The 25,143-nt window shown below is 64.3% G+C and carries 26 protein-coding genes; 14 read left to right on the top strand and 12 right to left on the bottom strand.

All coding sequences use genetic code 11. The features are described from left to right. Positions 1-195, top strand: coding sequence for a NepR family anti-sigma factor (locus AC07Y0_RS01600; RefSeq protein WP_498673884.1), 195 nt, complete (start codon positions 1-3; stop codon positions 193-195). Positions 196-274: 79 nt separating this feature from the next. On the opposite strand, the gene AC07Y0_RS01595 is transcribed toward AC07Y0_RS01600, so the two are convergent. Together AC07Y0_RS01595 and AC07Y0_RS01590 are read right to left on the bottom strand one after the other, a co-directional pair. Beyond that, positions 275-727 carry a hypothetical protein gene (locus tag AC07Y0_RS01595; protein ID WP_498673882.1) on the bottom strand — a complete coding sequence of 151 codons (453 nt, stop codon included), beginning with the start codon at positions 725-727 and terminating at the stop codon, positions 275-277. Positions 728-730: 3 nt separating this feature from the next. Beyond that, positions 731-1,099, bottom strand: a complete 369-nt coding sequence (locus AC07Y0_RS01590; protein ID WP_498673881.1) for an ElaB/YgaM/YqjD family protein — start codon at positions 1,097-1,099, stop codon at positions 731-733. 262 nt (positions 1,100-1,361) lie between these two features. On the opposite strand from AC07Y0_RS01590, the gene AC07Y0_RS01585 reads away from it, so the two are divergent. Next, positions 1,362-1,559 (top strand): CsbD family protein, encoded by a 198-nt coding sequence (locus tag AC07Y0_RS01585; RefSeq protein ID WP_498673879.1) that lies wholly within the window; start codon positions 1,362-1,364, stop codon positions 1,557-1,559. 84 nt (positions 1,560-1,643) lie between these two features. Here AC07Y0_RS01585 and AC07Y0_RS01580 read toward each other — a convergent pair whose 3' ends face one another. The 7 genes from AC07Y0_RS01580 to AC07Y0_RS01550 all read right to left on the bottom strand — a co-directional run bounded on the left by AC07Y0_RS01580 (position 1,644) and on the right by AC07Y0_RS01550 (position 9,021). Next, positions 1,644-3,026: an FGGY-family carbohydrate kinase gene (locus tag AC07Y0_RS01580; RefSeq protein WP_498673878.1), complete on the bottom strand. Its 1,383-nt coding sequence runs from the start codon at positions 3,024-3,026 to the stop codon at positions 1,644-1,646. Further along, entirely contained in the window at positions 3,023-3,346 is a 324-nt protein-coding gene (gene rhaM / locus AC07Y0_RS01575; RefSeq protein WP_498673876.1) for an L-rhamnose mutarotase, read from the bottom strand. Before rhaM ends, AC07Y0_RS01580 begins: the two co-directional genes overlap by 4 nt. Beyond that, positions 3,343-4,362 carry an ABC transporter permease gene (locus tag AC07Y0_RS01570; protein ID WP_498673874.1) on the bottom strand — a complete coding sequence of 340 codons (1,020 nt, stop codon included), beginning with the start codon at positions 4,360-4,362 and terminating at the stop codon, positions 3,343-3,345. Before AC07Y0_RS01570 ends, rhaM begins: the two co-directional genes overlap by 4 nt. Then, complete coding sequence (locus AC07Y0_RS01565; protein WP_498673872.1) at positions 4,359-5,357, bottom strand: ABC transporter permease; 999 nt, start codon at positions 5,355-5,357, stop codon at positions 4,359-4,361. The genes AC07Y0_RS01570 and AC07Y0_RS01565 overlap by 4 nt, the downstream gene beginning before the upstream one ends. Before the next feature lie 11 nt (positions 5,358-5,368). Beyond that, entirely contained in the window at positions 5,369-6,904 is a 1,536-nt protein-coding gene (locus AC07Y0_RS01560) for a sugar ABC transporter ATP-binding protein (RefSeq protein ID WP_498673871.1), read from the bottom strand. Positions 6,905-7,155: 251 nt separating this feature from the next. Beyond that, positions 7,156-8,151 carry a rhamnose ABC transporter substrate-binding protein gene (gene rhaS, locus AC07Y0_RS01555; protein ID WP_114364811.1) on the bottom strand — a complete coding sequence of 332 codons (996 nt, stop codon included), beginning with the start codon at positions 8,149-8,151 and terminating at the stop codon, positions 7,156-7,158. A 57-nt stretch (positions 8,152-8,208) separates the two neighbouring features. Beyond that, positions 8,209-9,021, bottom strand: a complete 813-nt coding sequence (locus AC07Y0_RS01550) for a DeoR/GlpR family DNA-binding transcription regulator (RefSeq protein WP_498673868.1) — start codon at positions 9,019-9,021, stop codon at positions 8,209-8,211. A gap of 206 nt (positions 9,022-9,227) precedes the next feature. Here AC07Y0_RS01550 and AC07Y0_RS01545 point away from each other — a divergent pair, with 206 nt between their 5' ends. Then, positions 9,228-11,324: a bifunctional rhamnulose-1-phosphate aldolase/short-chain dehydrogenase gene (locus AC07Y0_RS01545; protein ID WP_498673866.1), complete on the top strand. Its 2,097-nt coding sequence runs from the start codon at positions 9,228-9,230 to the stop codon at positions 11,322-11,324. A 47-nt stretch (positions 11,325-11,371) separates the two neighbouring features. Here the strand turns inward: AC07Y0_RS01545 and AC07Y0_RS01540 are convergent, their stop codons facing one another. After that, a complete protein-coding gene (locus AC07Y0_RS01540; RefSeq protein ID WP_498673863.1) occupies positions 11,372-11,530 on the bottom strand; it encodes a YqaE/Pmp3 family membrane protein in 159 nt (52 codons plus the stop codon). Positions 11,531-11,608: 78 nt separating this feature from the next. On the opposite strand from AC07Y0_RS01540, the gene rhaI reads away from it, so the two are divergent. The 4 genes from rhaI (at position 11,609) to AC07Y0_RS01520 (ending at position 16,663) form a co-directional block, all read left to right on the top strand. Continuing rightward, entirely contained in the window at positions 11,609-12,901 is a 1,293-nt protein-coding gene (rhaI, locus tag AC07Y0_RS01535) for an L-rhamnose catabolism isomerase (RefSeq protein ID WP_498673861.1), read from the top strand. 155 nt (positions 12,902-13,056) lie between these two features. Then, positions 13,057-14,013 carry a D-2-hydroxyacid dehydrogenase gene (locus AC07Y0_RS01530; protein WP_498673859.1) on the top strand — a complete coding sequence of 319 codons (957 nt, stop codon included), beginning with the start codon at positions 13,057-13,059 and terminating at the stop codon, positions 14,011-14,013. Positions 14,014-14,438: 425 nt separating this feature from the next. After that, a complete protein-coding gene (locus AC07Y0_RS01525; protein ID WP_498673857.1) occupies positions 14,439-15,578 on the top strand; it encodes an acyl-CoA dehydrogenase family protein in 1,140 nt (379 codons plus the stop codon). 11 nt (positions 15,579-15,589) lie between these two features. Beyond that, a complete protein-coding gene (locus tag AC07Y0_RS01520; protein WP_498673855.1) occupies positions 15,590-16,663 on the top strand; it encodes an enoyl-CoA hydratase/isomerase family protein in 1,074 nt (357 codons plus the stop codon). 61 nt (positions 16,664-16,724) lie between these two features. Here AC07Y0_RS01520 and AC07Y0_RS01515 read toward each other — a convergent pair whose 3' ends face one another. Next, positions 16,725-17,132, bottom strand: a complete 408-nt coding sequence (locus AC07Y0_RS01515; RefSeq protein WP_498673853.1) for a RidA family protein — start codon at positions 17,130-17,132, stop codon at positions 16,725-16,727. A 120-nt stretch (positions 17,133-17,252) separates the two neighbouring features. Here AC07Y0_RS01515 and AC07Y0_RS01510 point away from each other — a divergent pair, with 120 nt between their 5' ends. The 3 genes from AC07Y0_RS01510 (at position 17,253) to AC07Y0_RS01500 (ending at position 19,026) form a co-directional block, all read left to right on the top strand. Beyond that, positions 17,253-18,149 carry a LysR family transcriptional regulator gene (locus AC07Y0_RS01510; protein WP_498673851.1) on the top strand — a complete coding sequence of 299 codons (897 nt, stop codon included), beginning with the start codon at positions 17,253-17,255 and terminating at the stop codon, positions 18,147-18,149. Positions 18,150-18,221: 72 nt separating this feature from the next. Beyond that, positions 18,222-18,548 carry a type II toxin-antitoxin system PrlF family antitoxin gene (locus AC07Y0_RS01505; protein ID WP_498673849.1) on the top strand — a complete coding sequence of 109 codons (327 nt, stop codon included), beginning with the start codon at positions 18,222-18,224 and terminating at the stop codon, positions 18,546-18,548. Between the two features lie 4 nt (positions 18,549-18,552). Next, a complete protein-coding gene (locus AC07Y0_RS01500) occupies positions 18,553-19,026 on the top strand; it encodes a type II toxin-antitoxin system YhaV family toxin (RefSeq protein ID WP_498673847.1) in 474 nt (157 codons plus the stop codon). A gap of 19 nt (positions 19,027-19,045) precedes the next feature. Here the strand turns inward: AC07Y0_RS01500 and AC07Y0_RS01495 are convergent, their stop codons facing one another. Then, entirely contained in the window at positions 19,046-20,455 is a 1,410-nt protein-coding gene (locus tag AC07Y0_RS01495) for a helix-turn-helix domain-containing protein (protein ID WP_498673846.1), read from the bottom strand. A 131-nt stretch (positions 20,456-20,586) separates the two neighbouring features. On the opposite strand from AC07Y0_RS01495, the gene AC07Y0_RS01490 reads away from it, so the two are divergent. Genes AC07Y0_RS01490 through AC07Y0_RS01475 form a run of 4 tightly spaced genes read left to right on the top strand, consistent with a single transcriptional unit; the run spans position 20,587 to position 24,936 of the window. Further along, complete coding sequence (locus AC07Y0_RS01490) at positions 20,587-22,119, top strand: acyl-CoA carboxylase subunit beta (RefSeq protein WP_498673842.1); 1,533 nt, start codon at positions 20,587-20,589, stop codon at positions 22,117-22,119. A gap of 13 nt (positions 22,120-22,132) precedes the next feature. Continuing rightward, positions 22,133-22,510, top strand: coding sequence for a hypothetical protein (locus tag AC07Y0_RS01485; RefSeq protein ID WP_115669870.1), 378 nt, complete (start codon positions 22,133-22,135; stop codon positions 22,508-22,510). A gap of 57 nt (positions 22,511-22,567) precedes the next feature. Further along, positions 22,568-22,933 (top strand): hypothetical protein, encoded by a 366-nt coding sequence (locus AC07Y0_RS01480; RefSeq protein ID WP_498673840.1) that lies wholly within the window; start codon positions 22,568-22,570, stop codon positions 22,931-22,933. Then, a complete protein-coding gene (locus AC07Y0_RS01475) occupies positions 22,930-24,936 on the top strand; it encodes an acetyl-CoA carboxylase biotin carboxylase subunit (RefSeq protein ID WP_498673838.1) in 2,007 nt (668 codons plus the stop codon). Before AC07Y0_RS01480 ends, AC07Y0_RS01475 begins: the two co-directional genes overlap by 4 nt. Positions 24,937-25,143: the final 207 nt, after the last annotated feature.

Here is a 25,143-nt window from a genome sequence, read left to right as displayed (position 1 = left end):
ATGACAATGCCGGATAAGAAATCCGAACCGGGCAAACGGTCCGACGCCGCGGCATCGGGAAAGCAGGATGCCAATGCGATGATCGCCCAGAAGCTCCGTGGATATTACGACAGCATCATCCAGGAAGGCACGCCTCCGGCGTTTCTCGACCTCCTCGAACGGCTCGACAAGGCGGAGCGCGGCGAAAAAGACTGAACCGGGTCCGCACCCGTGGTCCCGTCTCTTCCGCGCTCAAGCTCCGCCCCCTAGGCCCGCCGGATTTGGCTGAACGGCATCAGGTGCGATCCCGGGGACGCCGCCCGAACCCGCGGCTGCGGGCCAGCACATAGACCAGGCTGCTCACCATGAGCGTCGTGACAATAGGGCTTTCCCGCATCATGTCCGGCAGCTCGGCAACCAGCCGGGCGGTGACCGGATCAGGTCCGCGGGCCGCCATGGCCGCCTGCTGCTCCAGCATTCGCCGCTCGGTCTGCCGGTTGAGCACGGCGACGACGGCCAGCACGACCAGCGCTCCCGCCATGGCCGCGGCCGCAACCACCAGGGCTGCCGCCACGGGGCCTCCGTTCGCCGCGACATAGAAGGCCAGCGCCATCACCAATGCCACATAGGCGGTCAGCAGGAAGACCGTCGCGATCAGCCCGCCGATGGTCTTGCGCCTGACCTCGACGACGGTCGTCGTAACGTTTCCCAATGCCAGGACGGCGATCTGCTCGATCAATCCGCGCATCGATCAGCGCCGCGTCAGCAGGGCCGCCAGGAAGCCGACGCCGGCTGCGATGGCGATCGCCTGAAGCGGCTTGTTCCGGATATGCGCTTCGAGATCCTGTTCAGCCGAGACAAGACTGCTGCGTGCGCTTTCCACGTATTGGGCGGAAGCGTCCGCTGCTTCCGCACCGAGCTGGCTGGCCCGGTTGCTGGCTTCCTTGAGCTTGCCGGTGCCGAAGGAGGCTATCGTCTGCGTCAGCGCGGCAATGTCGCGACGCAGCTTCTCAAGTTCGGCCTGCACGTCGCCCGCGCTGGCGCTGGTTGCGATTTCCGCTTCGTCGATCAGGCTGTCTGCCTTTGCCTTCGCCTTGTCCGCCATGGATACAGTGGCCATCAGAAATCTCCTTGTGATCTGCTTCGTGCTGAAAACGTCTCAACCGCCGATCGGTTCCTCATTTTTGTAGGCCTTACGCCGATAGCGCGCAAGACGCGTGCACAACACCGGCCGGCGCACGGTGCCGCACCCATTCATCCATCGCCCATGCGCGGGACAAGTTGTGGCCTGTCGGCCCTTGGGGCGGAACCAAACCGCGCCCGTCGCGTTGATGCCCCGAGGACAACGGCCTCTACCGTTATCAACCGAGAAGGAGATCGACATGAACTGGAATCAGATCGAAGGCAATTGGGAGCAGTTCAAGGGCAAGGCCCAGGTTCAGTGGGGCAAGCTCACCGGTGACGACATGGACGTGATCGCCGGTAACCGCAAGCAGCTCGCCGGCAAGATCCGGGAAGCCTACGGCAAGACCGAAGAAGAAGCCGAACGCGAAATCGACACCTGGCTCGGCCGCCACTAAGACCTTCCGCCCCCTATCCGAAGGCCCGGGACCCCGTCCCGGGCTTTTCTGCGTCGGGCATCATCTTCGGATCAGCTCCGCTCGTCAGGCGGCGTCGACGGTCTGGCGCCACTGCCGACAATAGCCGGCAAGTGCCGGATCGGCGGCGATCGAGCGCTCCTCGCCGGGCTGAAGCGCAATGCCGGTCAGAAGCCCCGCCCCTTGCGCCGTGCCCGTCGGCGCCGCGCCGGACAGGACCACCACCGTGCGGCCGCCGGCCGTGGCGAGCGCGCGCAGATAGATTTCGTTTGCGGCAAAAGGCCCCTCGACCACGATCGGACCGCGATTGCCGATCAGATCGAGGCAGGTGGCCGTCATCATCGCCGCATAGAGCGAGGCGACGACCCGACGCTCGGCATCCGTCTCCGCCACGCCCTGCCATTCCATCCGGCGCCCCGGATAGGGTCCGGAGCCAGCCGCGACATTGGGGAATACCATGATTGAACGCGACACGACGGCCGCCAGCGCCGCGTCCAGCTCTGCCTCGCTTGCTGGCACGAGCGTCTCCGTCAGCATCTCGTATTCGCGGCCGCCCATGAAGCGTGCCGAGGGCACGGCACGGCCGAAGGCATCGACATTGGCGAGCGTATCGCGTGTCGGATCTAGGCCTTGAAGATTGCCGCCGACGGCAAAACACACAACCCAGGTTCCGGTCGACACCACGGCAAAGGGCGCCTCCCGCCGCAAGAGATGCGGCAGCAGCGACGCGTTGGAATCGTGAATGCCGCAATGGACCGGCACCGCATCCTTGAGACCGATGCGTTCGCAGATCTCCGGCAGGAGCGGTCCGAGCGCATCGAAGGCCGGCCGCACCGGCGCCATCAGCGAACGGATGCCGAGCCGGTCGACCAGCGTCGAATAGGTCCCCTCGCCCGGCAGCCAGAGATCGGTGTGGCAGCCGAGCGACGTCGCCTCGTTGGCGGCAACCCCGGTCAGCCGGAAGGCCCAGTATTGCGGATAGGTGAGAATGGTCGCCACCCGGCCGAAATAGTCCGGGTACAAGGACTTCTGGAAATGCAGCTGGGCGCCCAGATTGAGACCGCCGGAAAGCCTGGGCGAGCATGTCTCGGCAAAGTCCGGGCGCAGCCGGTCATAGGCGTCGCGAATGGCTTCAGGGTATTCGAACTCATAGTCGAGCACGGGCAGTGCCAGCCGCCCCTGAGCGTCGAGAAGGGCGGCACTCGCCCCGTGCGTGGTGATCGAGATTGCCTCGAAGCCCGGCGCGCGGGCGAACTCAGAAAGCGAGGAAAGGATTAAGCTCCAGAGCGCCTCCACGTCATAGTGCGGATAGGGCGTAGCACCGATCACCCGGTTGGGCGTCCTGCGCGCCGCGATTTCCGCCCCGCTCGTTCCGTCGAGCACGACGACCTTGGCATTGGTCTTGCCGATGTCGATGACCGCCACGCGGGCATGTTTGGACGCGGTCATGGCAGATGGAACACCGTGACGAGATCGATCGCGACCGGCGAATTGTCCGGATTGCTCTCCATGATGTCGGCCATATGCGCCCACCAGCGCTTCATCACCGGATGCTCCGGCAGGCTCGCCATCGTGTGGTCCTTCGGGCGGGTGAGAACGCCGAACAGGATGTTGGTCTCGCGGTCGAGATGGATCGTGTAGTCGCTGACGCCCGCCTCGCGCAGCAGATCCACCAGGTCCGGCCAGATCTCGTCATGGCGCTTCTTGTATTCCGCCTCCATGCCGGGATGGAGTTTCATCTTGAAGGCGTGTCTTTCGAGTTCACTCATCGTGCCGTCCTCGCATTGCGGATGCGCCGGCCAATGATCGGCAGCGCGATGGTGACGATCAAGAGCAGCCCGATGAAGATCGACATGACGATGCCGGGCACGTTGAGGAGGCCGAGGCCGAAGGTGACGAGGCCCATGACGAAGGCGGCGATCACCACGCCGGCGATCGTTCCGGCGCCGCCGAGGATCGACACACCACCGAGCACCACCATGGTCACCACTTCGAGCTCCCAGCCCTGCGCGATCGAGGGCCGGGTCGAGCCGAGCCGGGAGGTGAGGCAGACGGCGGCAATGCCGCTCATCAGGCCGGTCAGCAGGAAGAGGATGAACTTCACCCGCTCGACCGGAATGCCGGAGAAGCGCGCGGCCAGCGGATTGTTGCCGATCACATAGACCTGCCGGCCGAAATTCGTGGCGTGCAGCAGCACGGCGAACAGCCCGGCCATGACGAGGAACAGGACGAATTCGAAGGAGAACACCCAGAAGACGTAGCCCTGGCCGAAGAAGGCGAAGTCGGCCGGGTATTTGCCATAGGCCTGGTCGCCGAGCACGATATAGGAAATGCCGCGAAACAGGCTCATGGTGCCGATGGTCACGACGATCGACGGCAGTTTCAGCCCGGCCACCAGAATGCCGTTGAAGGCCCCGCAGGCGAGACCGGTGCCGATGCCGATCGCCACCAGCCCCGGCGCGCCGATGCCCATCTGTGCGGCATAGCCCATGGCGGTGGAGGCGAGCGCGATGATCGCGGCAACCGAGAGATCGATCTCGCCGGCGATGATCAGGAGCGCCATGGCAAAGGCGATCATCGCCTTTTCGGTGAAGTTGAATGTGGCGTCCGACAGGTTCCAGGCATCGAGGAAATAGGGCGAGGCCAGCGAGTTGGCGATGAAGATCACCACCGCCACGCCGAACAGAAGCACTTCCCAGCTGGCCAGCAGCCGCTTGAACGGCGTGCCGAGCCGGTCGGGGATCTGCCGCCGGGTGGTCTTGGTTTCGGAAGTCGCGATGCTCATGCGGTCACCTCCCGGCTGTCCTTGGCTGCGCGGTCGCGCAGGATGATGCGGCCCTTCTTCGCTTCGGCCCGGGCGTTGAAGACGACGGCGAGCACGATGACGACGCCGGAAATGGCCATCTGGGCGAAAGGCGAGATGCCGATGACCGGCAAGGCGTTCTTGATCACGCCGAGGAACAGCGCGCCGAGCACGGTGCCGATCACCGAGCCGATTCCGCCGGCGATCGATACGCCACCGATGACATTGGCCGCCACGCTGTCGAGTTCGAAGCCGGCGGCGATATCGACATAGGCCACCGCATAGCGCGACACCCAGAGATAGCCCGACAGACCTGCGAGCGCACCCGACAGCACGAAGGCGAGGAAGCGGGCCCGGCCGACATCGATGCCGGCATAGACCGCTGCCGTCGGATTGCCGCCCGCCGCATAGGTCGAGCGGCCGAACGGCGTGCGGGTGAGCACGAACCAGATGAGGAAGACGATGGCGATCGCCGCCCAGGACAGGATCGGCATGCCCAGCACGCTGATGCGCGGCAGGCCGAGGAAGTCCGGCGTCATCTGGTGCGCGTTGACCCAGCTGCCGCCCGAGAGCACGAAGGCCATGCCGCGATAGATGGTGAGCGTGCCGAGCGTGACGACGATCGGCGGGATCTGCAAGAGCCAGACGAGAAAGCCGTTGATCGCACCGAGGGCCGCGCCGATGCCGATCGCGATCACGATCAGCAGCGCCAGCGGCAGGCCGGGATAGGCGGCATCCAGCATGGCAACCGCCATGCCGGTGAAGGCAAGGTTGGCGGCGACCGAAAGATCGATCGACTTGGTCAGGATGACGGTCATCTGGCCGAGCGCCAGGATGATCAGGATCGAGGTGTCGTTGAAGATCGTCGCCAGATTGCCCGGCGTGGCGAAATTCGACGCCCGCGTCGAGAAGCCGGCAATCATCACGACGATGATCAGCGCCAGCAGGATTTCGCGGTTCTTGAGAAGCCGTTGCATGTCGAATGTCCTTAGCGGTTGCCGGTGGCGGCGCGCACCAGCGTCTCGGCGGTGAGGCCGTCGCGGTCGTAGAGCCCGGCCATCAGCCCTTCGTGCATCACCAGCACGCGGTCGGACATGCCGAGGATTTCCGGCAGTTCCGAGGAGATCATGATGATCGACAGCCCCTCGCCCGCGAGTTCCGAGATGAAGCCGTGCACGGCGGCCTTGGAGCCGATGTCGATGCCCTTGGTCGGCTCGTCGAGAATGATGACCTTCGGCTGTGTGGCGAGCCATTTGCCGATGACCACCTTCTGCTGGTTGCCGCCCGACAGCGTGCCGACCGGCACCGAGAGTGCGGCGGCGCGCAGGTCGAGCCGCTCGGCATATTTGCGGGCGAGCGACAGTTCGTTGACCACCTTGAGGAAGCCGCGGGCGGACGTGCGCGCCAGCGACGGCAGCGACATGTTCTGGTAGATCGGCATTTCGAGCGCCAGGCCATGGCGGCCGCGCTCTTCCGGCACGTAGACGATGCCCGCGGCGATGGCGTCGGCGGGGGTGCGGATCGATATCTCCCGGCCCTCGAGTGACAGCCGGCCGGAGGCCGGCGCGGTGATGCCGAACAGCGACTGGCAAAGCTCGGAGCGCCCGGCGCCGATCAGCCCGTAGACGCCGAGGATCTCGCCCTTTTTCAGGTCGAAAGAAATGTCGCGAAATTCGGTGTCGTGGCAATAGCCCTCGACCGAAAGCACCGTGCCGCCGATATTGGCCGGCACCTTGGGGAAGACGTCATGCACGTCGCGGCCGACCATCAGCCGGACGATCTCGTCCTGCGGCGTGGCTTTCAGCGCGCCGGAACCGACCATCTTGCCGTCGCGAAACACGGCGTAGTTTTCGGCGATTTCATAGACCTCGTCGAACTTGTGGCTGATGAACAGGATCGCCTTGCCCTGGCGCTTCAGCCCCTCGACGATGCGGAACAGGTCGTCGATCTCCTTGCGCGACAGGGCCGCCGTCGGCTCGTCCATGATGACGATGCGGGCCTCGACCGACAGCGCCCGGGCGATCGCGACCAGATGGCGCTGGGCGATCGACAGATCCTTCAACCGGATGGTCGGGTCGATACTGCTTTCCAGTTCGGCCAGCAATTGGCGGGCGCGCTGGTTGATGGTCTTCCAGTCGATCAGGCCGAACCGCGTGCGTGGCGCGTGGCCGAGAAAGATGTTCTCGCCGACGGTCAGTTCGTCGAACAGCACGGTTTCCTGGTGGATCGCGGTGACGCCGGCATCGATCGCGTCTTGGGCATTGGCAAAGGCGATCTGCCGGCCGTCGATCAGGATCTCGCCCTCGTTCGGCCGGTAGATCCCGGTCAGGATCTTGACTAGCGTCGACTTGCCGGCGCCGTTCTCGCCGATCAGGGCCGTCACCTTGCCCGGATAGAGCGCGATGTTCACGCCATCGAGCGCCTTCACCCCCGGAAAGATCTGCGAAATGCCGCGCATTTCGAGAATGGGTGTGTCGGCGATGGCGACCGTCGCATTTAGCTTTTGGGTTTGAACACTCATCATCAGGCTTTACCGGTCAATTCATTGAAATCGGGCGGTAGCACCCCCCTCTGCCCTGCCGGGCATCTCCCCCTCAAGGGGGGAGATCGGCAAGCAGCGAAGTCTTGCCCTTTATCATCGCAGTCGACGGCGCCACATTGAAGCCGCGCCGCACTTCACGATGGCGAAGCGGCCGCCCCATCCAATCTCCCCCTTGAGGGGGAGATGCCCGACAGGGCAGAGGGGGGCGGCGCTCGCGGTCGACAGATAGAAGATCAGAAGATCTTCGAGAACTCGTCGATGTTCGACGAATTGTAGACGAAGGGATCGGCCATGGCCGCTTCGCCATTGTCGCCGACCTTGATCTTGCCCATGCGGCCGGCTTCGATTTCCGAGCCCGGCGCGCCGTCGGTGTCGCCCTTAACCAGGTGATAGGCGATCTGGGTGGCCGAGTAGCCGAGGTCGATCGGGTTCCAGATGGCGAATTCCTTGGTGGCACCCGACTTGATGGCGCCGGCCATTTCGGACGGCAGGCCAAGGCCGGTCACGAAGACCTCACCGATCTTGCCGGCATCCTTGACGGCCTGCGAGGCGGCGAGAACGCCGACGGTCGTCGGAGCGACGATGACCTTGACGTTCGGCGAGGAGGACAGAAGGCCGTTGGCTTCGCGATAGCTCTTGTCGGCCAGGTCGTCGCCGTAGACGGTCGTGGTCAGGTTGAGGCCCGGGAAGTCCTTGAGCTGCTTCTTCATTTCCTCGATCCAGATGTTCTGGTTGGTCGAGGTCGTGGTAGCCGAGAGGATGGCGAAGTCGCCCTTGCCGCCTTCGAGATGGTTGGCCGCGAGCTGCAGGCACATCTTGCCGATCAGTTCGTTGGACGACGGATTGAGGTGCATGATGCGGCCTTCGGCGGCAACGCCCGAATCCCACGAGATGACCTTGATGCCGCGCTGGGCGGCCTTCTTCAGCGCCGGAACGACGGCGTCCGGATCGTTGGCCGAAATCGCGATGGCGTCGACGCCCTGGGCGATCAGCGAATTGATGACTTCGATCTGGCCTTCGGCCGTGGTCGTCGTCGGGCCGGTATAGATGATCTCGACGCCGCCGAGTTCCTTGGCGGCTTCCTCGGCGCCCTTGTTGGCGGCCTCGAAGAAGCCGTTGCCGAGCGACTTGACCACGAGTGCGATCTTCATGTCGGCCGCGTTGGCACCGGATGCCATTGCCATGGCGGCAAAAGCCACACCGGCGAGCAGTGTCTTGGACAGTTTCATTTGGTCTTCCTCCCAGGTTGATGGACTGCTTTGAACTCCCCACGCGGCCGGATCACATCATGCGACCGACGTGGTATCCTCCTTCTCGGCCGAAGCCATCGGCTTGACCGTAATGAGCTTGATGCCGGCATCGGCGACCATGGCAGCCGCCTCGTCGGGAATTTTGTCGTCGGTGATGATCGTCGAGACGCTGTCGAGCGGACACAGGATCAGGCTGGAGCGCTTGGCGAACTTGCTGGAATCGACCATGACGATCAGCTCCTCCGCCTGCCGCATCAGCTTCTGCTCGCTCTGGATCACCAGCGCATCGGACTCCATCACGCCATGCGCGTTGATGCCCTGCGCCCCGATGAAGATGCGCCGCGCATAGAAATTGCGGATCGCGTCATTCTCGAAGGGCGAAAGGATCAGGCTCTGGTCGCGATAGATCGCCCCGCCCGGCACCGACACGGTGCACTTGGAATGCTTCACCAGGTGCTCGGCGATGGCGAAGGAATTGGTCATGACCTGCAGGCGGCGCGCCGACATGAAATGCACCATCTGGAAGGTCGTCGTACCCCCGTTGATGATGATCGAGTCGCCTTCCTCACACAGATCGACCGCGGCGCGTGAAATTGCGCGCTTCTTGTCGATATTGACCGATTCCGAAACGCGGAACGGTCGCGCCGCGAGATTTCCAAGCTGCGGCGGATGCACTGCCTCGGCCCCGCCACGAACCCGACGGAGCTTTCCCTGCACGTGAAGCGACGCGATATCCCGGCGGATCGTGGCCTCGGAAGCCTCGGTCAGCTCGGCGATATCCTGCACGGTGATGACCGGCTTTTCCTGGATCGCGCTTAATATGATGCGATGACGTTCGCGTTCGTGCATGGGCTCCTCCTGAGCGTGATTTATCCGGATTGCTTTTATGCTGTCAATCACAAACGATCAAAAAAGATAATGTTGCGTCGCACAATGAATGTTTGTGATCGAAATTGATTGACAACTGTCGCCAGGATGCGCGATACCGTCGACCAGAAGGAGATGGGCCGCCTTTTGCGCGCCGCCCATGAATCGACATGCACAGGGAGGAAGCAATGACGGGCCAAACCCGCCTTCTCGAAAACCGTTGGGACGACGCTTGCGCTGCAAAGCTCGACGAGCCCGGCAAGCTGCTCTACCGGTCCAATCTCTTGGGCGCCGACAAGCGCATCACCAATTACGGTGGCGGCAACACCTCGGCAAAGGTCATGGAAACCGATCCGCTGACCGGCGAGAAGGTTCGCGTCATGTGGGTCAAGGGGTCCGGCGGCGACGTCGGCACGATCAAGCTCGACGGTTTCTCCACCCTCTATATGGACAAGCTCGAAGCGCTGAAGACGCTCTACAAGGGCGTCGAGGACGAGGACCGCATGGTCGGCTTCCTGCCGCATTGCACCTTCAACCTCAACCCGCGCGCCGCCTCGATCGACACGCCGCTGCATGGTTTCGTGTCGTTTACCCATGTCGACCACATGCATCCCGACGCGATCATCGCGATCGCCGCCTCGAAGAACTCGAATGAACTGACGAGCCGGATCTTCGGCGCCGACATCGGTTGGCTGCCCTGGCGCCGTCCGGGCTTCCAGCTCGGCCTCGACCTCGAAGCCTTCGTCAAGGCCAACCCGACCGCCAAGGGCGTGGTGCTGGAAAGCCACGGCCTGTTCACCTGGGCCAACGATGCCAAGGACTGCTACCTGCTGACGCTCGAGATCATCAACAAGGCGATCGAGTGGTTCGCCAAGGAAACCGAAGGCAAGACGATCTTCGGCGGTGCCGTCGCGAACAGCCTGCCGGAAGCGGAACGCCGCGCCATCGCCGCGAAGCTGATGCCGGAAATCCGTGGCCGCATCGGCAAGGCGGAGCGCAAGCTCGGCCATTTCGACGACCAGGCCGCCGTGCTCGAATTCGTCAATTCCAGGGATCTTCAGGCGCTGGGAAGCCTCGGCACCTCCTGCCCCGACCACTTCCTGCGCACCAAGATCCGCCCGCTGATCGTTGATTTTGATCCGGCGAAGCCCGATGCCGATACCGTGATCGCCGGCCTCGACAAGGCGCTGGAAGACTACCGCGCCGACTACACGCGCTATTACGAGACCTGCAAGCACGACAATTCGCCGAAGATGCGCGACCCCAACCCGGTCATCTTCCTGGTCCCCGGCGTCGGCATGCTGTCCTTTGCCAAGGACAAGGCGACCGCCCGCATCGCCGGCGAGTTCTACGTCAACGCCATCAACGTCATGAAGGGCGCCTCGACGGTTTCCGAGTACCAGGGCCTGCCCGAGCAGGAAGCCTTCGACATCGAATACTGGCTGCTCGAGGAAGCCAAGCTCCAGCGCATGCCGAAGCCGAAGTCGCTGGCCGGCCGGGTGGCCTTCGTCACCGGCGGCGCCGGCGGCATCGGCCGCGCCACGGCCGAACGGCTGATGGCGGAAGGCGCCTGCGTGGTGCTGGCCGATATCGATGCGGGTGCACTCGCCGACACGATGTCCGACTTCACCAAGCGCTATGGCGGTGACAGCGTTCGCTCCGTCACGCTCGACGTGACCAAGGAAGAGGCCGTCGCCTCCACCTTCGCCGAGGCCTGCATCGAATTCGGCGGCGTCGACATTCTCGTTTCCAATGCCGGCATCGCCTCTTCGGCGCCTGTCGAGGACACGACGCTTGCGATGTGGAACAAGAACATCGACATCCTGGCGACCGGCTATTTCCTCGTCTCGCGCGAAGCCTTTCGCCTGTTCCGTCGCCAGGCGATCGGCGGCAATATTGTCTTTGTCGCCTCGAAGAACGGCCTTGCCTCCTCGCCCAACGCCTCTGCCTACTGCACCGCCAAGGCAGCCGAGATCCATCTCGCCCGCTGCCTGGCGCTCGAAGGGGCGGACGCCGGCATCCGCGTCAATACGGTCAATCCGGATGCGGTGCTGCGCGGCTCGAAGATCTGGAACGGCGAATGGCGCGAACAGCGGGCCGCATCCTCCAAGATCGAGGTCACCGATCTCGAGGAGCATTATCGCAAGCGTTCGATGCTGAAACTCAACGTCTTCCCCGAGGACATTGCCGAAGCGATCTACTTCCTCGCCTCGGACCTCTCTGCCAAGTCGACCGGCAACATCATCAATGTCGATGCCGGCAACGCCCAGAGCTTTACGCGCTGATCAAGCCTCCCAAGCCCGCCACGGCGCCAATGCCGTGGCGGTGGCCGCTATCTCCGCAGGATCACCCAGATGGCGTGAATGATCCCCGGAACATAGCCGCACAGGGTCAGCAGTATGTTGAGCCAGAAATGCAGGCCGATACCGACCTGCAGGATGACACCGACCGGCGGCAGGATGATGGCGAGCAGTATGCGTACGACGTCCATGAATGCCCCATTTTGCAATGATCGAATTGACGTAGAACGCGGACGGACGACAATCGTTCGCGGGCAGGAGGAGATAACATGACGGACAGCCAGATTTCGTCGGACCTGATCGGCGCCGAGAACGACAAGCGCGCATCCGCGCTCAAATCCGACTATGCGGCGCTCGGCGAAAAGCTCGCCCGCGGCAATGTCGACATCGAGACGGTCACCGCCAAGGTCGCCGAGTTCTTTGTCGCCGTTCCCTCCTGGGGCGTCGGCACCGGCGGCACCCGCTTTGCCCGTTTTCCCGGCCTTGGCGAACCGCGCCACATCTTCGACAAGCTCGACGACTGCGCCGTCATCCACCAGCTGACCCGCGCCACGCCGACGGTCTCGCTGCACATTCCCTGGGACAAGGCCGATCCGAAGGATCTGAAGGCCAAGGGCGAAGCACTGGGTCTCGGCTTCGACGCGATGAATTCCAACACCTTTTCGGATGCGCCAGACCAGGCCCACTCCTACAAGTTTGGCTCGCTCTCGCATGTCGACGCGGCAACCCGCGCGCAGGCCGTCGAGCACAACATCGAATGCATCGAGCTTGGCAACGCGATCGGCTCCAAGGCGCTGACCGTATGGGTCGGCGACGGCTCCAACTTCCCCGGCCAGACCAATTTCACCCGCCAGTTCGAGCGCTATCTCGCCGCCATGGCCGACATCTACAAGGTGCTGCCCGACGACTGGCGGATCTTCTCCGAGCACAAGATGTACGAGCCGGCCTTCTATTCCACCGTCGTGCAGGACTGGGGCTCCAACCTGCTGATCGCCCAGACGCTGGGCGACAAGGCCTTCTGCCTCGTCGACCTCGGCCACCATGCGCCCAACACCAATATCGAGATGATCGTTGCCCGCCTGATCCAGTTCGGCAAGCTCGGCGGCTTCCATTTCAACGATTCGAAATATGGCGACGACGACCTCGACGCCGGTTCGATCGAGCCCTACCGCCTGTTCCTCGTCTTCAACGAACTCGTCGATGCCGAACATCGCGGCGTGAAGGGCTTCCACCCGGCCCACATGATCGACCAGAGCCACAACGTCACCGATCCGATCGAAAGCCTGATTTCGAGCGCCAACGAGATCCGCCGCGCCTATGCCCAGGCCCTGCTGGTCGACCGCGCAGCTCTTGAAGGCTTCCAGGACGGTAACGACGCGCTGATGGCGACGGAAACGCTGAAGCGCGCCTATCGCACCGATGTCGAGCCGATTCTCGCCGAAGCCCGCCGCCGCGCCGGCGGCGCCATCGATCCGGTCGCCGCCTACCGCGCCAGCGGCTATCGCGCCCGGGTCGCTTCCGAGCGTCCGGCCGTCAGGGGCGGCTCCGGCGGCATCGTCTGATCGCCGAAGTCACCACGCAAATGTTCCGCAATGCCGGGCTCGTCCCGGCATTGTCCGTTTTGCGCCTGCCGACCGTTTGAGCGCCAAACCGGCCTTGCCATCGTGATTTCCTCTATTTCTAATGCGCTCGCCTGAGCAAGGAGTGCTGAAAACCGATGCTGAAGATCGTCTTTCTCGACCGCGACACGCTTTCCCCCGAAACCGTTCTGCGCCCGCCCGCCTTTCCCCACGAACTGATCGTTCATGATCGCACTACGCCGGATAAAGTCGCCGAACGCATCGCAACGGCCGACATCGTCATCTCCAACAAGGCGCCGCTCAGCCGCGCAAGCCTTGGCCGGGCCTCGCGCCTGAAGTTGATCGCGGTCTCCGCCACCGGCACCGACATCGTCGATCTGGCCGCCGCCCGCGAGCAGGGCATCACGGTCTGCAACATCCGCAATTATGCGAAACACACCGTGCCGGAACACACCTTCGCGCTGATGCTGGCCCTGCGCCGCTCGATCCTGCCCTATCGCCAGTCGGTGCTCGACGGCCGCTGGCAGGAGGCGGCGCAATTCTGCTTCTTCGACCACCCGATCGCCGATCTCGGCGGCTCCACCCTCGGCATCATCGGCAACGGCACGCTCGGCAAGGCCGTCGGCCGCATCGCCGAGGCCTTCGGCATGACCGTGCTGGTCGCCGGCCGCAAGGGTTCAAGCGAACTCAAGCCGGGCCACACGCCGTTCGACGAGGTGATGCGCCGCGCCGACGTCATCACCCTGCACTGCCCGCTCAACGCCGAGACGCGCGGCATCGTCGGCGCGCGCGAATTCGCCCTGATGGAGAGAAAGCCGATCCTCATCAACACCGGCCGCGGCGGCCTGGTCGACGAACAGGCCCTGGAGCAGGTGCTGGAGAAGGGCGAGATCGCCGCCGCCGGCTTCGACGTCACCGACGGCGAACCGCCGGCCGCCGACAGCCCGATGATGCGCATCGCCGCCCGCCCGAACGTCATCCTCACGCCCCACGTCGCCTGGGCCAGCCGCGAAGCGATCCAGGCGCTCGCCGACCAGCTGATCGAAAACATCGAACTTTTCGTCGCCGGCACGCCAAGGAATGTGGTGGGCTGACGGACCGACGATCGCTCCGGACCTTGAGGCGTGCGTGAAGCGATCTCGAACTGTCCGCCTCCGCCCCATCACCTAGAGTTTGCCCCTCATCCGCCTGCCGGCACCTTCTCCCCGCAGGCGGGGAGAAGGACCATGCGGCACCGCCGTGGCCGTACCCTCTCCCCGATTACGGGGAGAGGGTCAGGGTGAGGGGCAAATGCCAAAAGCAACGACACCCCCTTGGTTTCCGCTCGCGCGCTCCTCATCCGGCGCTGCGCGCCACCTTCTCCCGGCCGGAAGCCAGGAGCACCCGCCCAAAAGATCGCACACTCCCGTTTCGCAACCCCGACTTTCGACAGGGATGATCGCGGGGGCGAAGCTGTGTTAAGCCGGTCGGCATTGAGGGCGCCCTGACGGAGGCGGTGCCCATCTCTTGGAGGAGAGCCATGGATTTCACCCTGAGCGACCAGCAGCAGGCCTTTGTCGACATGGCGGCCGACTTTGCCGCCGAGGAACTGGCTCCCTTTGCCCTCGAATGGGACCAGAGAAAGCACTTCCCGGTCGACACGCTGAAGAAAGCCGGCAGCCTCGGCCTCGGCGCCATCTGCGTCGCCGATGACGTCGGCGGCTCCGGCCTCGGCCGGCTCGATACGGCACTGATCATCGAGGCGCTGGCGACCGGCTGCCCGACGGTTGCCGCCTATATCTCGATCCACAACATGTGTGCGACGATGATCGACCGCTACGGCACGCCCGAGCAACGCGAGACGCATCTGCCCGCCCTTGCCACCATGGACGCGCTCGCCAGCTACTGCCTGACCGAGCCCGGCTGCGGCTCGGATGCGGCGGCCCTGAAGACCCGCGCGGTGCGCGACGGCGACGATTATGTGCTGACCGGCCAGAAGCAGTTCATCTCCGGCGCGGGTGCCAGCGCCCTCTATCTCGTCATGGCCCGCACCGGCGAAGACGGCCCCAAGGGCATTTCCGCCTTTCTCGTGCCGGGCGATGCCAAGGGGCTGACCTTCGGCGCCAACGAGAAGAAGATGGGCTGGAACGCCCAGCCGACCCGCGCCGTGATGATGGACGGCGTGCGCGTGGCCGCAGAAAACCGGCTCGGCGCCGAGGGCGACGGTTTCCGCATCGCCATGTCCGGCCTCGACGGCGGACGGCTCAACATTGCCGCGGCCTCGCTCGGCGGCGCCCAGTTCGCCTTCGACAAGGCCGTCGCCTACATGAAGGACCGCAAGGCCTTCGGCAAACCGATCGCCGAATTCCAGGCGCTGCAGTTCGAGCTCGCCGACATGGCGACCGATCTGGAAGCCGCGCGCACCTTCCTGTGGCGCGCCGCAACCGCGCTCGACGACAAGGCGCCGAACGCCACCACGCTCTGCGCCATGGCCAAGCGCCTCGTCACCGACCGCTGCTTCGATGTCGCCAACCGCGCCTTGCAGCTGCACGGCGGCTATGGCTATCTCGCCGAATACGGCATCGAGAAGATCGTCCGGGATCTCCGCGTCCACCAGATCCTCGAAGGTACCAACGAGATCATGCGGGTGATCGTTGCCCGCTCCGTGATCGGCGCTTAAGGAGACAGGGCATGCGCTATCTGACGACCGAACTGACCGGCGAGGAAGTTCTCACCGGCCGCACCGGCGCACTCGGCCTGATCGCGCTGAACCGCCCGCGCATCATCAACAGCCTGTCGCTGGCCATGATCCGCCAGATCGAGGCGGCGCTCGACGGCTTCGAGGCCGATCCGACGATCGCCGCCGTCCTCGTCACCGGCGAGGGCGAGCGCGGCTTCTGCGCCGGCGGCGATATCCGCATGCTCTACGAAAGCGGCCGCACTGGCGACCCGGAAGCGGCGACCTTCCTGCGCGAGGAATATCGGCTGAACGGCCGCATCGGCCGTTATCCGAAACCCTATGTCGTCATCATCGAAGGCATCACCATGGGCGGCGGTGTGGGCCTTTCCGGCCATGCCAGCCACCGCATCGCCACCGACACGACGAAGCTCGCCATGCCGGAAACCGGCATCGGCTTCTTCCCCGATGTCGGCGCGACCTGGCTTCTGTCGCAGGCGCCGGGCGAACTCGGCACCTATATGGGATTGTCCGGCGAGCCCATCGGCCCGGGCGACGCGATCGCCGCCGGCTTTGCCGACTGCTTTGTTCCGCCAGCGAATCTGACCGCCCTTGCCGAACGCCTCGCCGCCCTGCCCGCCGGCGCCGATGCAAAGGCCGTATCCGACCTGATCGCGACCTTCGCCACGCCCGCGCCGGAGGGCCTGTTCGCCGCAAACCGCGCCCTGATCGATCGCTGCTTCGCCTTCGACACCGTCGAGCAGATCATCGCCGCGCTCGACGCCGAGGAGAGTGACTTCGCCGCGAAGGCCAAGGCGACCATGCTGACGAAATCGCCGACCAGCCTGAAGGTGACGCTGGCGCTGCTGCGCGCCGGCCGCACCTCGCCGGATCTAGAAACCTGCCTGGCCCGCGAATTTGCCGCCACCGCGCAGACGCTGAAGACCCCGGACTTCTACGAGGGCATCCGTGCCGCCATCATCGACAAGGACCGCAATCCGAAATGGTCACCGGCAACGCTGGACGACGTCGGCCCTGAGATCGTCGAGGCTTTTCTGAAACCCCACCCGCAGCCGCTGTTCGGCTGAACCTCCGTAGGCGGGCGGGCGTTGCCCGCCCGCTCATGCCAAAAGCCAGGCTACCCCGCCGTCAATCGGGAAGCCGGACGGTCATTTCCATTTCCATCTGCAGATCAGGCCCGGCAAGGGCGGCGACCCCGACGCCGGTGAGGCTCGGCTTAGCGCCGTCGAAGAAGGCGGTGATATGCGGCATGGCCTCGGCGATACGCTCGGGCGTGAGATCCGTCATGTAGACGCGCACGATGACGATGTCTTGTGGGGCAGCACCGATCGCATCGAGCGCCGCCTTGGCATTGGCGCAGACCAGACGGGCCTGCTCGCCAAGGGAATCAGGGGCGGGTTCGCCGCCCGCCCGCCAGGCGACCTGTCCGGAAACGAAGGCGAGCCTGCCGGGCTCCATGACGCTGATCTGCGAATAGCCGAGTGCGCCCGCATCGGGCAAAGTCGGCGGGTTCAAACGGTGAAGTGTTTGTGCCATGTCTCTTCCTTCCTGTCGTCGTTCCGCTTCCCGGTCTAGAGCTGCCGCAAAGCATGGCCACTATAGCCGGTTGATTGGCGAATGGGCGTCGACACAGAAGCGAACGAGCGGAGTGAGCTGATGCTGCGTGCCAATCTGAACGACATCCAGGTGTTCATGGCGGTGGTCGACGCCGGCAGTTTCATCGCCGGCGGCAAGGCCATGGGCCTCTCGCGCTCGGCGGCGGGCAAGGCCGTCATGCGCCTGGAGGACCGGCTAGGTGTGCGCCTGCTCAATCGCACGACGCGCACGCTGAGCCCGACCGACGAAGGACGGCTGCTCTACGAACGTGGATTGCAGATCCTCGCCTCGGTCGACGAAGCGGAGGCAAGCGTGGCAGGAACGAGCGGCATGCCGCGCGGCGTGCTGAGATTGACGGTACCCGACGCCTACGGGCGGCACGTGCTTCTCCCGATCATCGGGAAATACCTGAAGTCATGGCCCGACATTCAGGTCGAGGTGAGCTTCACCGACCGGGTCGCCGACATCGTCGAGGAAGGATTTGACCTGGCCATCAGGATCGGCGTCACCAGCGCGGATTCGAGCTTCGTCTCGCGGGTCGTCGCCCGCTGCCGGGCCATGCTCTGCGCTTCGCCCGCCTACATCGCCGCGCGGGGGGAGCCGACGGATCTCGATGAACTCGCCGCCCATGACTGCCTCGTCTTCAGCAGCCGCAACCAGCGCCAGACCTGGCACTTTCCCGGCGAACAGGGCGGATGGATCAAGGCGCAGGGGCGGAGCCGGTTGCGGCTCGACAGCGGCGAGGCGCTGCTGGACGCCGCACGCGCCAGCCTCGGCATCGCCTTCCTCCCGGATTTTCTGGTCGCCGAGGACCTTGCAGCCGGGCGTTTGCGCCGGATCTTGCCCGAGCACGGCTCCGGCGACGTGCCGATCATCGCGCTCTACCCCGACAAACGCCTGCTCGAACCCCGCGTCAGGCGGTTCATCGATCTGATGGTGGAGGAACTGGGAGCGTGAGTGATCCCAAGAACGTGTCACATTGACAGCACAATGCATTTGCATTACATGGATCCTCTGTAGGAGGCTGATATGAGCACGACAGCGACTCTGGAAATCGACGCCACGATCACGGAACGGGGACAGACCACGGTTCCCGCGGCTATCCGCAAGATGCTGGGCGTCTCCAAAGGCGCAATCGTCTTCAAGGCGATGCCTGATGGCACGGTGATCATTGAAGCGAAGCGAGAAGAGACCGAAGAGGACCCCGCGTTGGGGGCGTTCCTTACCTTCCTTGCGCACGATATCGCCCGCAATCCCCAAGCGCCCGTTCCGTTGAGTCTGGAGCTCCTGCAGGAAGGCCGTGATCTTGTAGGCGATGTCTCCGTCGATCTTGATAGCCCACTCGACGATGACTGAAATTATGATCAACGGATGGCGGCTGTTCCTCCATCCCCTTTTCCTCGCGCAGTACCGGGCAATGATCGCGGCCGTGAGGCACGACCGGGCGAATGACCCGGAAAATTACAAGACGCGGCGCAATGCCAAACTGCTGGCAGCCACGATGAAGATGGCTTTCGAGGAAATCCCCGCCGATCCATCTCACTCCAGGTTCCGAATGGGGAGCACGCTCGGTGAGGGCTACAAACACTGGTTCCGTGGCAAATACGTTGCGCAATATCGGCTATTCTTCCGGTTCAGCGCCAAAGACCGGATCATCATTCTGGCCTGGGTGAACGACGACAATACCAAGCGAGCCTATGAAAGCCCGACGGACGCTTATCGTGTCTTCGCCAAGATGTTGAAACAGGGCCGTCCGCCGGACGACTGGCAAGGCCTGCTCACGGAGGCCGAAGCCGCCACGAAAGCCTTGGCGGACGATGATCTCGGCGCCTGAACGCCGATGACGCACGCCCTCACTCGATCTCGTAAGGGGTCGCGTTCCGCACGCTGTGGTCCACCACCAGCTTGCGCTTCAAGGGCGGCACGGCGCGGCTGGTGCATTTGACCCGCTCGCAGATCCGGCAGGAAATGCCGATCGGGTCGAAGGCGGCGCGGTTGGAGAGGTCGAGATCGTCGGCATAGACGAATTGATCGGCGTAGGAGATCTCGCAACCCAGCGCCAGGGCATAGCGCGGCTGCGCGGCGCGAAAGCCGAGCGTGCCCTTGTTGACCTGCATGGCGAGACAGAGATAGCGCACCCCGTCCGGCGTCTCGGCCAGCTGGCGGATGATCCGCCCCGGCGCCTCGAAGGCCTGATGGGCGTTCCACAAGGGACAGGCCGCGCCGAAACGGGCGAACTGCAGCCGCGCCGCGCTGTGCCGCTTGGTGATGTTGCCGGCCCGGTCGATGCGGGCAAAGAAGATCGGCACACCCTTCAGCCCCGGCCGCTGCAGCGTCGAAAGCCGATGACAGACCTGTTCCAGCGACGCACCGAAGCGGGCGGCGAGAAGTTCGATGTCGTGCCGCAGCTCGCGCGCCGCCTGGTGGAAGCTGCGATAGGGCAGGATCAGCGCGCCGGCGAAATAGTTGTGCAAGCCGATGCGACAGACCTCGACGGCTTCCTCGGTGCGGAAGCCCGCCTGCTTCAGCACCTGCTCGATCGTGTCGCGCGCATGGAGCTGGGCCACCTGGATGGCGATCTGGAAATCGCGGGTCGGCGCCGAGGCATAACGCGAGAGCGTCAGGATACGGCTTGCCGGGTCGAAGCGGCGGATCGCCTCCTCGCCCGCATCGCCGCGCACCACGCGCACCCCGTGGCGACTCTCGAGGAAGCCGGCGAGCGCCGCGTAGTTCTCCCCCTCCCCGAGCTTCAGCTGGCCGGCCAGGCTCTCAGCCAGGATGTCGATGTCGTGAATATAGTTGTCGACGAAGTGGAAGAAGTCGCGCACCTCGTCATAGGAGGTGGTCTCGTTCGAGGGGGCGGCGCCGAACCGGTCGTCATAGCTCACCAGCTGCTCGCTGTTGCGGCGATAGGCCTGGTGGCAGGTGATCAGGGCATGGGCGAGCCCCGGCGCGTTCTGGGTGACGAGCTTCAGTTCCTGCAGGCTCGGCGAATAGGTCTCGAACAGCGGATCGTTCAGTGCCTCCGACAGCGCCGATAGGAGACGGTCGTTCTGACCCGACGAAAGTTCAGTGATGTCGATGCCGAACTTCTCCGCCAGCGCCAGCAGCACCGAGGCCGAGACCGGGCGCTGGTTGTTCTCGATCTGGTTCAGATAGCTGGTGGAGATGCCGATCTTGTCGGCAAACTGGGCCTGCGTGGCATGGCCCGCCTGCCGAATTTCGCGCACCTTGCGCCCGATGAAAAGCTTGCCGATCGCCATTTGCAATTTCGCATTTCGCTGTTTGCAAATTTATAAATCCACAATTGCACCTGTTCAATCATTTTCTTTGCAAGCCCCTGCGTTTAAGGGCACAAATCACAGAGGCGCCTTGCATTTTGTCGGGAGGAAGCATGCTACAGATTCTGGACCAGCTCGAGGCGCGCCGCGCCGAGGCCCATCTCGGCGGCGGCCAGCGCCGCATCGACGCCCAGCATGCCAAGGGCAAGCTGACGGCGCGCGAGCGCATCGAAGTCCTGCTCGACGAGGGCTCCTTCGAAGAATACGACATGTACGTGACGCATCGCTGCACGGACTTCGGCATGGCCGAGCAGAAGATCGCCGGCGACGGCGTCGTCACCGGCTGGGGCACGATCAACGGCCGCCAGGTCTATGTCTTCTCTCAGGACTTCACCGTGCTCGGCGGCTCGCTGTCCGAGACCCATGCGCAGAAGATCTGCAAGATCATGGATATGGCGCTGAAGAACGGCGCGCCGGTGATCGGCCTCAACGATTCTGGCGGCGCCCGCATCCAGGAGGGCGTGGCCTCGCTCGCCGGCTATGCCGACGTCTTCAAGCGCAATGTCGACGCGTCCGGCGTCGTGCCGCAGATCTCCGTCATCATGGGCCCCTGCGCCGGCGGTGCGGTCTATTCGCCGGCCATGACCGACTTCATCTTCATGGTGCGTGATAGTTCCTACATGTTCGTCACCGGCCCGGACGTGGTGAAGACCGTCACCAACGAGATCGTCACGGCCGAGGAACTCGGCGGCGCCGGCACCCATACGAAGAAGTCCTCGGTCGCCGACGGCGCCTACGAGAACGACATCGAGGCGCTGGAGCAGGTGCGCCTGCTGTTCGACTTCCTGCCGCTCAACAACCGCGAAAAGCCCCCGGTCCGTCCCTTCCACGACGACCCTGCCCGCGTCGAGGCCCGCCTCGACACGTTGATCCCGGACAGCTCCAACAAGCCCTACGACATGAAGGAGCTGATCTACGCGCTCGCCGACGAGGGCGATTTCTTCGAGATCCAGGAAGCCTTCGCCAAGAACATCATCACCGGCTTCATCCGCATGGAAGGCCAGTCGGTCGGCGTCGTCGCCAACCAACCCATGGTGCTCGCCGGCTGCCTCGACATTGATAGCTCGCGCAAGGCCGCCCGTTTCGTGCGCTTCTGCGATGCCTTCAACATCCCGATCCTGACGCTGGTCGACGTCCCCGGCTTCCTGCCCGGCACGGCGCAGGAATATGGCGGTGTCATCAAGCACGGCGCCAAGCTCTTGTTCGCCTACAGCCAGGCCACCGTGCCGATGGTCACGCTCATCACCCGCAAGGCCTATGGCGGCGCTTACGACGTCATGGCCTCCAAGCATATCGGCGCCGACATCAACTATGCCTGGCCGACCGCCGAGATCGCCGTCATGGGCGCCAAGGGCGCGACCGAAATCCTCTACCGCTCCGAACTCAGCGATGCCGAGAAGATCGCGGCCCGCACCAAGGAATACGAGGTCAACTTCGCCAACCCGTTCAAGGCTGCCGAGCGCGGCTTCGTCGACGAGGTGATCATGCCGCATTCCTCGCGCCGCCGCATCGCCCGCGCCTTCGCCTCGCTGCGCAACAAGCAGGTCGGCACGCACTGGAAGAAACACGACACCATCCCATTGTAAGGGGAAGACGCCCATGGCCAAGACCCCCGAAATGACCAAGCATCGCGGCTTTCCATCTGGACTGCCGGGACACGGTCATCATTTCACCATCCGACGGCCGAACCAGAACGGGGCGACGCCGCTGAAGCCCCTGCAACGGCTCGCCCGGCCCAACACGATCGAGCAGAAGGTAGACGCGGCCTTCCTGCACGCGCTCTGGCACCATTTCGGCGACGAACCGTTCGAACGCGGCAATCTCGATGCGGGGCGGCTCAACCTGCTGTTCGGCCGCGAGGTGATCCCCGCCGAAAGCCCGTTCGACCCGACCTCCTACCAGGCCCTGCTGCGGATCGACGAACGCGTCGGCCGCAAGAGCTTTCCGGAAGCCTTCGAAGACGTGATGGAAATCTGACATGGCGCCCGACGAAATCCGCAAGCGGGGTTGCTGCTGATGGCCAAGGATCCGCTCATGCCCAAGCACGCCGGCTTCCCGGCCGGACTGCTCGGAACCCAGTGGCAATTCACCATCCGCCGGGCCAATTCCAAGGTAACCCCGTTGAGCGCCTGGCCGCGGCACCGGACCATGGACAAGTCGGTGGCGCTCGCCGACATCGAATTCGTCCAGGCCCTGTGGCGGCATTTCGGCACGGAACCGTTCCAGCGCGGAAACCTGGATGGCGAACGGCTCTGCCGCCTGTTCGGGCGCGAAGTGCTGCCGGCGGAACGGGCCTTCGATCCGGCCTCCTATTTCGCCCTGCTGAAACTCAATGCAAGCCTAGCGCGGAAGAACTTCCCGCAAGCCTTCGAAGACTCTATGGAAGCCGGAAAGCCATGATCAAGAAACTCCTCATCGCCAACCGTGGCGAAATCGCCTGCCGCGTCATCAAGACCGCCAGGAAGATGGGCATCAAGACCGTCGCCGTCTATTCCGACGCCGACCGTGATGCGCTGCACGTCAAGATGGCCGACGAGGCCGTGCATATCGGCCCGGCGCCGTCCAACCAGTCCTATATCGTCATCGAGAAGATCCTTGAGGCGATCGCGAAGACCGGCGCCGACGCCGTCCATCCGGGCTACGGGTTCCTGTCGGAAAACGCCGTCTTCGCCGATGCGCTGGCCAATGCCGGCATCACCTTCGTCGGCCCGCCGGTCAATGCCATCCAGGCCATGGGCGACAAGATCACCTCGAAGAAGCTCGCCGCCGAAGCCGGCGTCTCCACCGTTCCCGGCCATATGGGCCTGATCGAGGACGCCGACGAAGCGGTGAAGATCTCCGACCAGATCGGCTATCCTGTCATGATCAAGGCCTCCGCCGGCGGCGGCGGCAAGGGCATGCGCATCGCCTGGAACGCCGAGGAGGCCCGCGAAGGCTTCCAGTCGTCCCGCAACGAAGCGAAGAACTCCTTCGGCGACGACCGGATCTTCATCGAAAAATTCGTCACCGAGCCGCGCCACATCGAGATCCAGGTGCTCGGCGACAAGCACGGCACCGTGCTCTATCTTGGCGAACGCGAATGCTCGATCCAGCGCCGCAACCAGAAGGTCATCGAGGAGGCCCCCTCGCCCTTCCTCGACCCCGCCACCCGCAAGGCCATGGGCGAACAGGCCGTGGCGCTGGCAAAAGCGGTCGGATACCACTCTGCCGGCACGGTCGAGTTCATCGTCGACGGCAAGCAGAACAAGTTCTACTTCCTTGAAATGAACACCCGCCTGCAGGTCGAACATCCGGTCACCGAACTGATCACCGGCCTCGACCTCGTCGAGCAGATGATCCGCGTCGCCCAGGGCGAAAAGCTCTCCTTCGGCCAGGACGACGTCAAGCTCAACGGCTGGGCGATCGAAAGCCGCCTCTATGCCGAAGACCCCTATCGCAACTTCCTCCCGTCGATCGGCCGGCTCACCCGCTATCACCCGCCGGTCGAAGGTGTTCAGGACGACGGCACGATCGTGCGCAACGACACCGGCGTCTATGACGGCGGCGAGATCTCGATGTATTACGACCCGATGATCGCCAAGCTCTGCACCTGGGCCCCCGATCGCCTGTCGGCCATCGACGCCATGTCGAAGGCGCTCGACAACTTCGAGGTCGAAGGCATCGGCCATAACCTGCCCTTCCTCTCGGCGGTCATGCAGCAGGAGCGTTTCCGCTCCGGCAAGATCACCACCGCCTATATCGCCGAGGAGTTCAAGGACGGCTTCACCGGCGTCGCCCCCGACGGTGTCTCAGCCCGCAAGCTCGCCGCCATCGCCGCTGTCATCAACCAGACACTGCAGGAGCGCGCCGTCACCATTTCCGGCACGATCGGCCATCACCAGCGCAAGATCGGCAAGGACTGGGTCGTCACGCTCGCCGGTCATGAATTCCCGGTCGCGCTGTCCACCGGCGTCGACGGCATGGCCGTCACCTTCGCCGACAACGGCAAGTGCGCCGTCACCGGCGGCTGGCTGCCCGGCCAGTTGCACACCGTCTTCCACATCGACGGCGAGGCCGTGGGCGTGAAGATCAATCTCGTCGGCCCGGCCATCCGGCTGCGCTGGCGCGGCATGGACGTCACCGCCCGCGTGCGGTCGCCGCGCGTCGCCGAGCTTGCCAGGCTGATGCCGGAGAAGCTGCCTCCGGACACCTCGAAGATGCTGCTCTGCCCGATGCCGGGCGTCATCACCTCGGTCGCCGTCAAGGAAGGCGAACAGGTCGAAGCCGGCCAGGCGCTCGCCACCGTCGAGGCGATGAAGATGGAAAACATCCTGAAGGCCGAGAAGCGCAGTGTGGTCAAGAAGATCGCGGTGAAGGCCGGCGAAAGCCTCGCCGTCGACGGCCTGATCATGGAATTCGAGTGATGCTGGCAATGACGGCGTCACCCCCCTCTGCCCTGCCGGGCATCTCCCCCTCAAGGGGGGAGATCACGTGGGGAACCGTCCTGCCAAGAACATATGTGGCATTCGCAGATAAGACGCCGACGATACCCCGCAAGGCCAAAAGGTGGGCGCTAGGCCGCCCCCAGCCGATCTCCCCCCTTGAGGGGGAGATGGCCGGCAGGCCAGAGG

This window comes from Allorhizobium sp. GW101-3B10 (assembly GCF_059424725.1).
This window is presented reverse-complemented; position numbering and strand designations above follow the sequence as displayed.

What these genes read in the sequence shown, in the direction of transcription:
- AC07Y0_RS01480 (WP_498673840.1), top strand. Translation starts at nt 22,568, where the DNA reads ATGCCCAAGCACGCCGGCTTCCCGGCCGGACTGCTCGGAACCCAGTGG.
- AC07Y0_RS01500 (WP_498673847.1), top strand. Translation starts at nt 18,553, where the DNA reads ATGATCAACGGATGGCGGCTGTTCCTCCATCCCCTTTTCCTCGCGCAG.
- rhaI (WP_498673861.1), top strand. Translation starts at nt 11,609, where the DNA reads ATGACGGACAGCCAGATTTCGTCGGACCTGATCGGCGCCGAGAACGAC.
- AC07Y0_RS01580 (WP_498673878.1), bottom strand. Translation starts at nt 3,026, where the DNA reads ATGACCGCGTCCAAACATGCCCGCGTGGCGGTCATCGACATCGGCAAG.
- AC07Y0_RS01570 (WP_498673874.1), bottom strand. Translation starts at nt 4,362, where the DNA reads ATGAGCATCGCGACTTCCGAAACCAAGACCACCCGGCGGCAGATCCCC.
- AC07Y0_RS01585 (WP_498673879.1), top strand. Translation starts at nt 1,362, where the DNA reads ATGAACTGGAATCAGATCGAAGGCAATTGGGAGCAGTTCAAGGGCAAG.
- AC07Y0_RS01525 (WP_498673857.1), top strand. Translation starts at nt 14,439, where the DNA reads ATGGATTTCACCCTGAGCGACCAGCAGCAGGCCTTTGTCGACATGGCG.
- AC07Y0_RS01600 (WP_498673884.1), top strand. Translation starts at nt 1, where the DNA reads ATGACAATGCCGGATAAGAAATCCGAACCGGGCAAACGGTCCGACGCC.
- AC07Y0_RS01560 (WP_498673871.1), bottom strand. Translation starts at nt 6,904, where the DNA reads ATGATGAGTGTTCAAACCCAAAAGCTAAATGCGACGGTCGCCATCGCC.
- AC07Y0_RS01595 (WP_498673882.1), bottom strand. Translation starts at nt 727, where the DNA reads ATGCGCGGATTGATCGAGCAGATCGCCGTCCTGGCATTGGGAAACGTT.
- AC07Y0_RS01565 (WP_498673872.1), bottom strand. Translation starts at nt 5,357, where the DNA reads ATGCAACGGCTTCTCAAGAACCGCGAAATCCTGCTGGCGCTGATCATC.
- AC07Y0_RS01505 (WP_498673849.1), top strand. Translation starts at nt 18,222, where the DNA reads ATGAGCACGACAGCGACTCTGGAAATCGACGCCACGATCACGGAACGG.
- AC07Y0_RS01510 (WP_498673851.1), top strand. Translation starts at nt 17,253, where the DNA reads ATGCTGCGTGCCAATCTGAACGACATCCAGGTGTTCATGGCGGTGGTC.
- AC07Y0_RS01485 (WP_115669870.1), top strand. Translation starts at nt 22,133, where the DNA reads ATGGCCAAGACCCCCGAAATGACCAAGCATCGCGGCTTTCCATCTGGA.
- AC07Y0_RS01545 (WP_498673866.1), top strand. Translation starts at nt 9,228, where the DNA reads ATGACGGGCCAAACCCGCCTTCTCGAAAACCGTTGGGACGACGCTTGC.
- AC07Y0_RS01590 (WP_498673881.1), bottom strand. Translation starts at nt 1,099, where the DNA reads ATGGCCACTGTATCCATGGCGGACAAGGCGAAGGCAAAGGCAGACAGC.
- AC07Y0_RS01515 (WP_498673853.1), bottom strand. Translation starts at nt 17,132, where the DNA reads ATGGCACAAACACTTCACCGTTTGAACCCGCCGACTTTGCCCGATGCG.
- rhaS (WP_114364811.1), bottom strand. Translation starts at nt 8,151, where the DNA reads ATGAAACTGTCCAAGACACTGCTCGCCGGTGTGGCTTTTGCCGCCATG.
- rhaM (WP_498673876.1), bottom strand. Translation starts at nt 3,346, where the DNA reads ATGAGTGAACTCGAAAGACACGCCTTCAAGATGAAACTCCATCCCGGC.
- AC07Y0_RS01495 (WP_498673846.1), bottom strand. Translation starts at nt 20,455, where the DNA reads ATGGCGATCGGCAAGCTTTTCATCGGGCGCAAGGTGCGCGAAATTCGG.
- AC07Y0_RS01530 (WP_498673859.1), top strand. Translation starts at nt 13,057, where the DNA reads ATGCTGAAGATCGTCTTTCTCGACCGCGACACGCTTTCCCCCGAAACC.
- AC07Y0_RS01490 (WP_498673842.1), top strand. Translation starts at nt 20,587, where the DNA reads ATGCTACAGATTCTGGACCAGCTCGAGGCGCGCCGCGCCGAGGCCCAT.
- AC07Y0_RS01550 (WP_498673868.1), bottom strand. Translation starts at nt 9,021, where the DNA reads ATGCACGAACGCGAACGTCATCGCATCATATTAAGCGCGATCCAGGAA.
- AC07Y0_RS01520 (WP_498673855.1), top strand. Translation starts at nt 15,590, where the DNA reads ATGCGCTATCTGACGACCGAACTGACCGGCGAGGAAGTTCTCACCGGC.
- AC07Y0_RS01540 (WP_498673863.1), bottom strand. Translation starts at nt 11,530, where the DNA reads ATGGACGTCGTACGCATACTGCTCGCCATCATCCTGCCGCCGGTCGGT.
- AC07Y0_RS01475 (WP_498673838.1), top strand. Translation starts at nt 22,930, where the DNA reads ATGATCAAGAAACTCCTCATCGCCAACCGTGGCGAAATCGCCTGCCGC.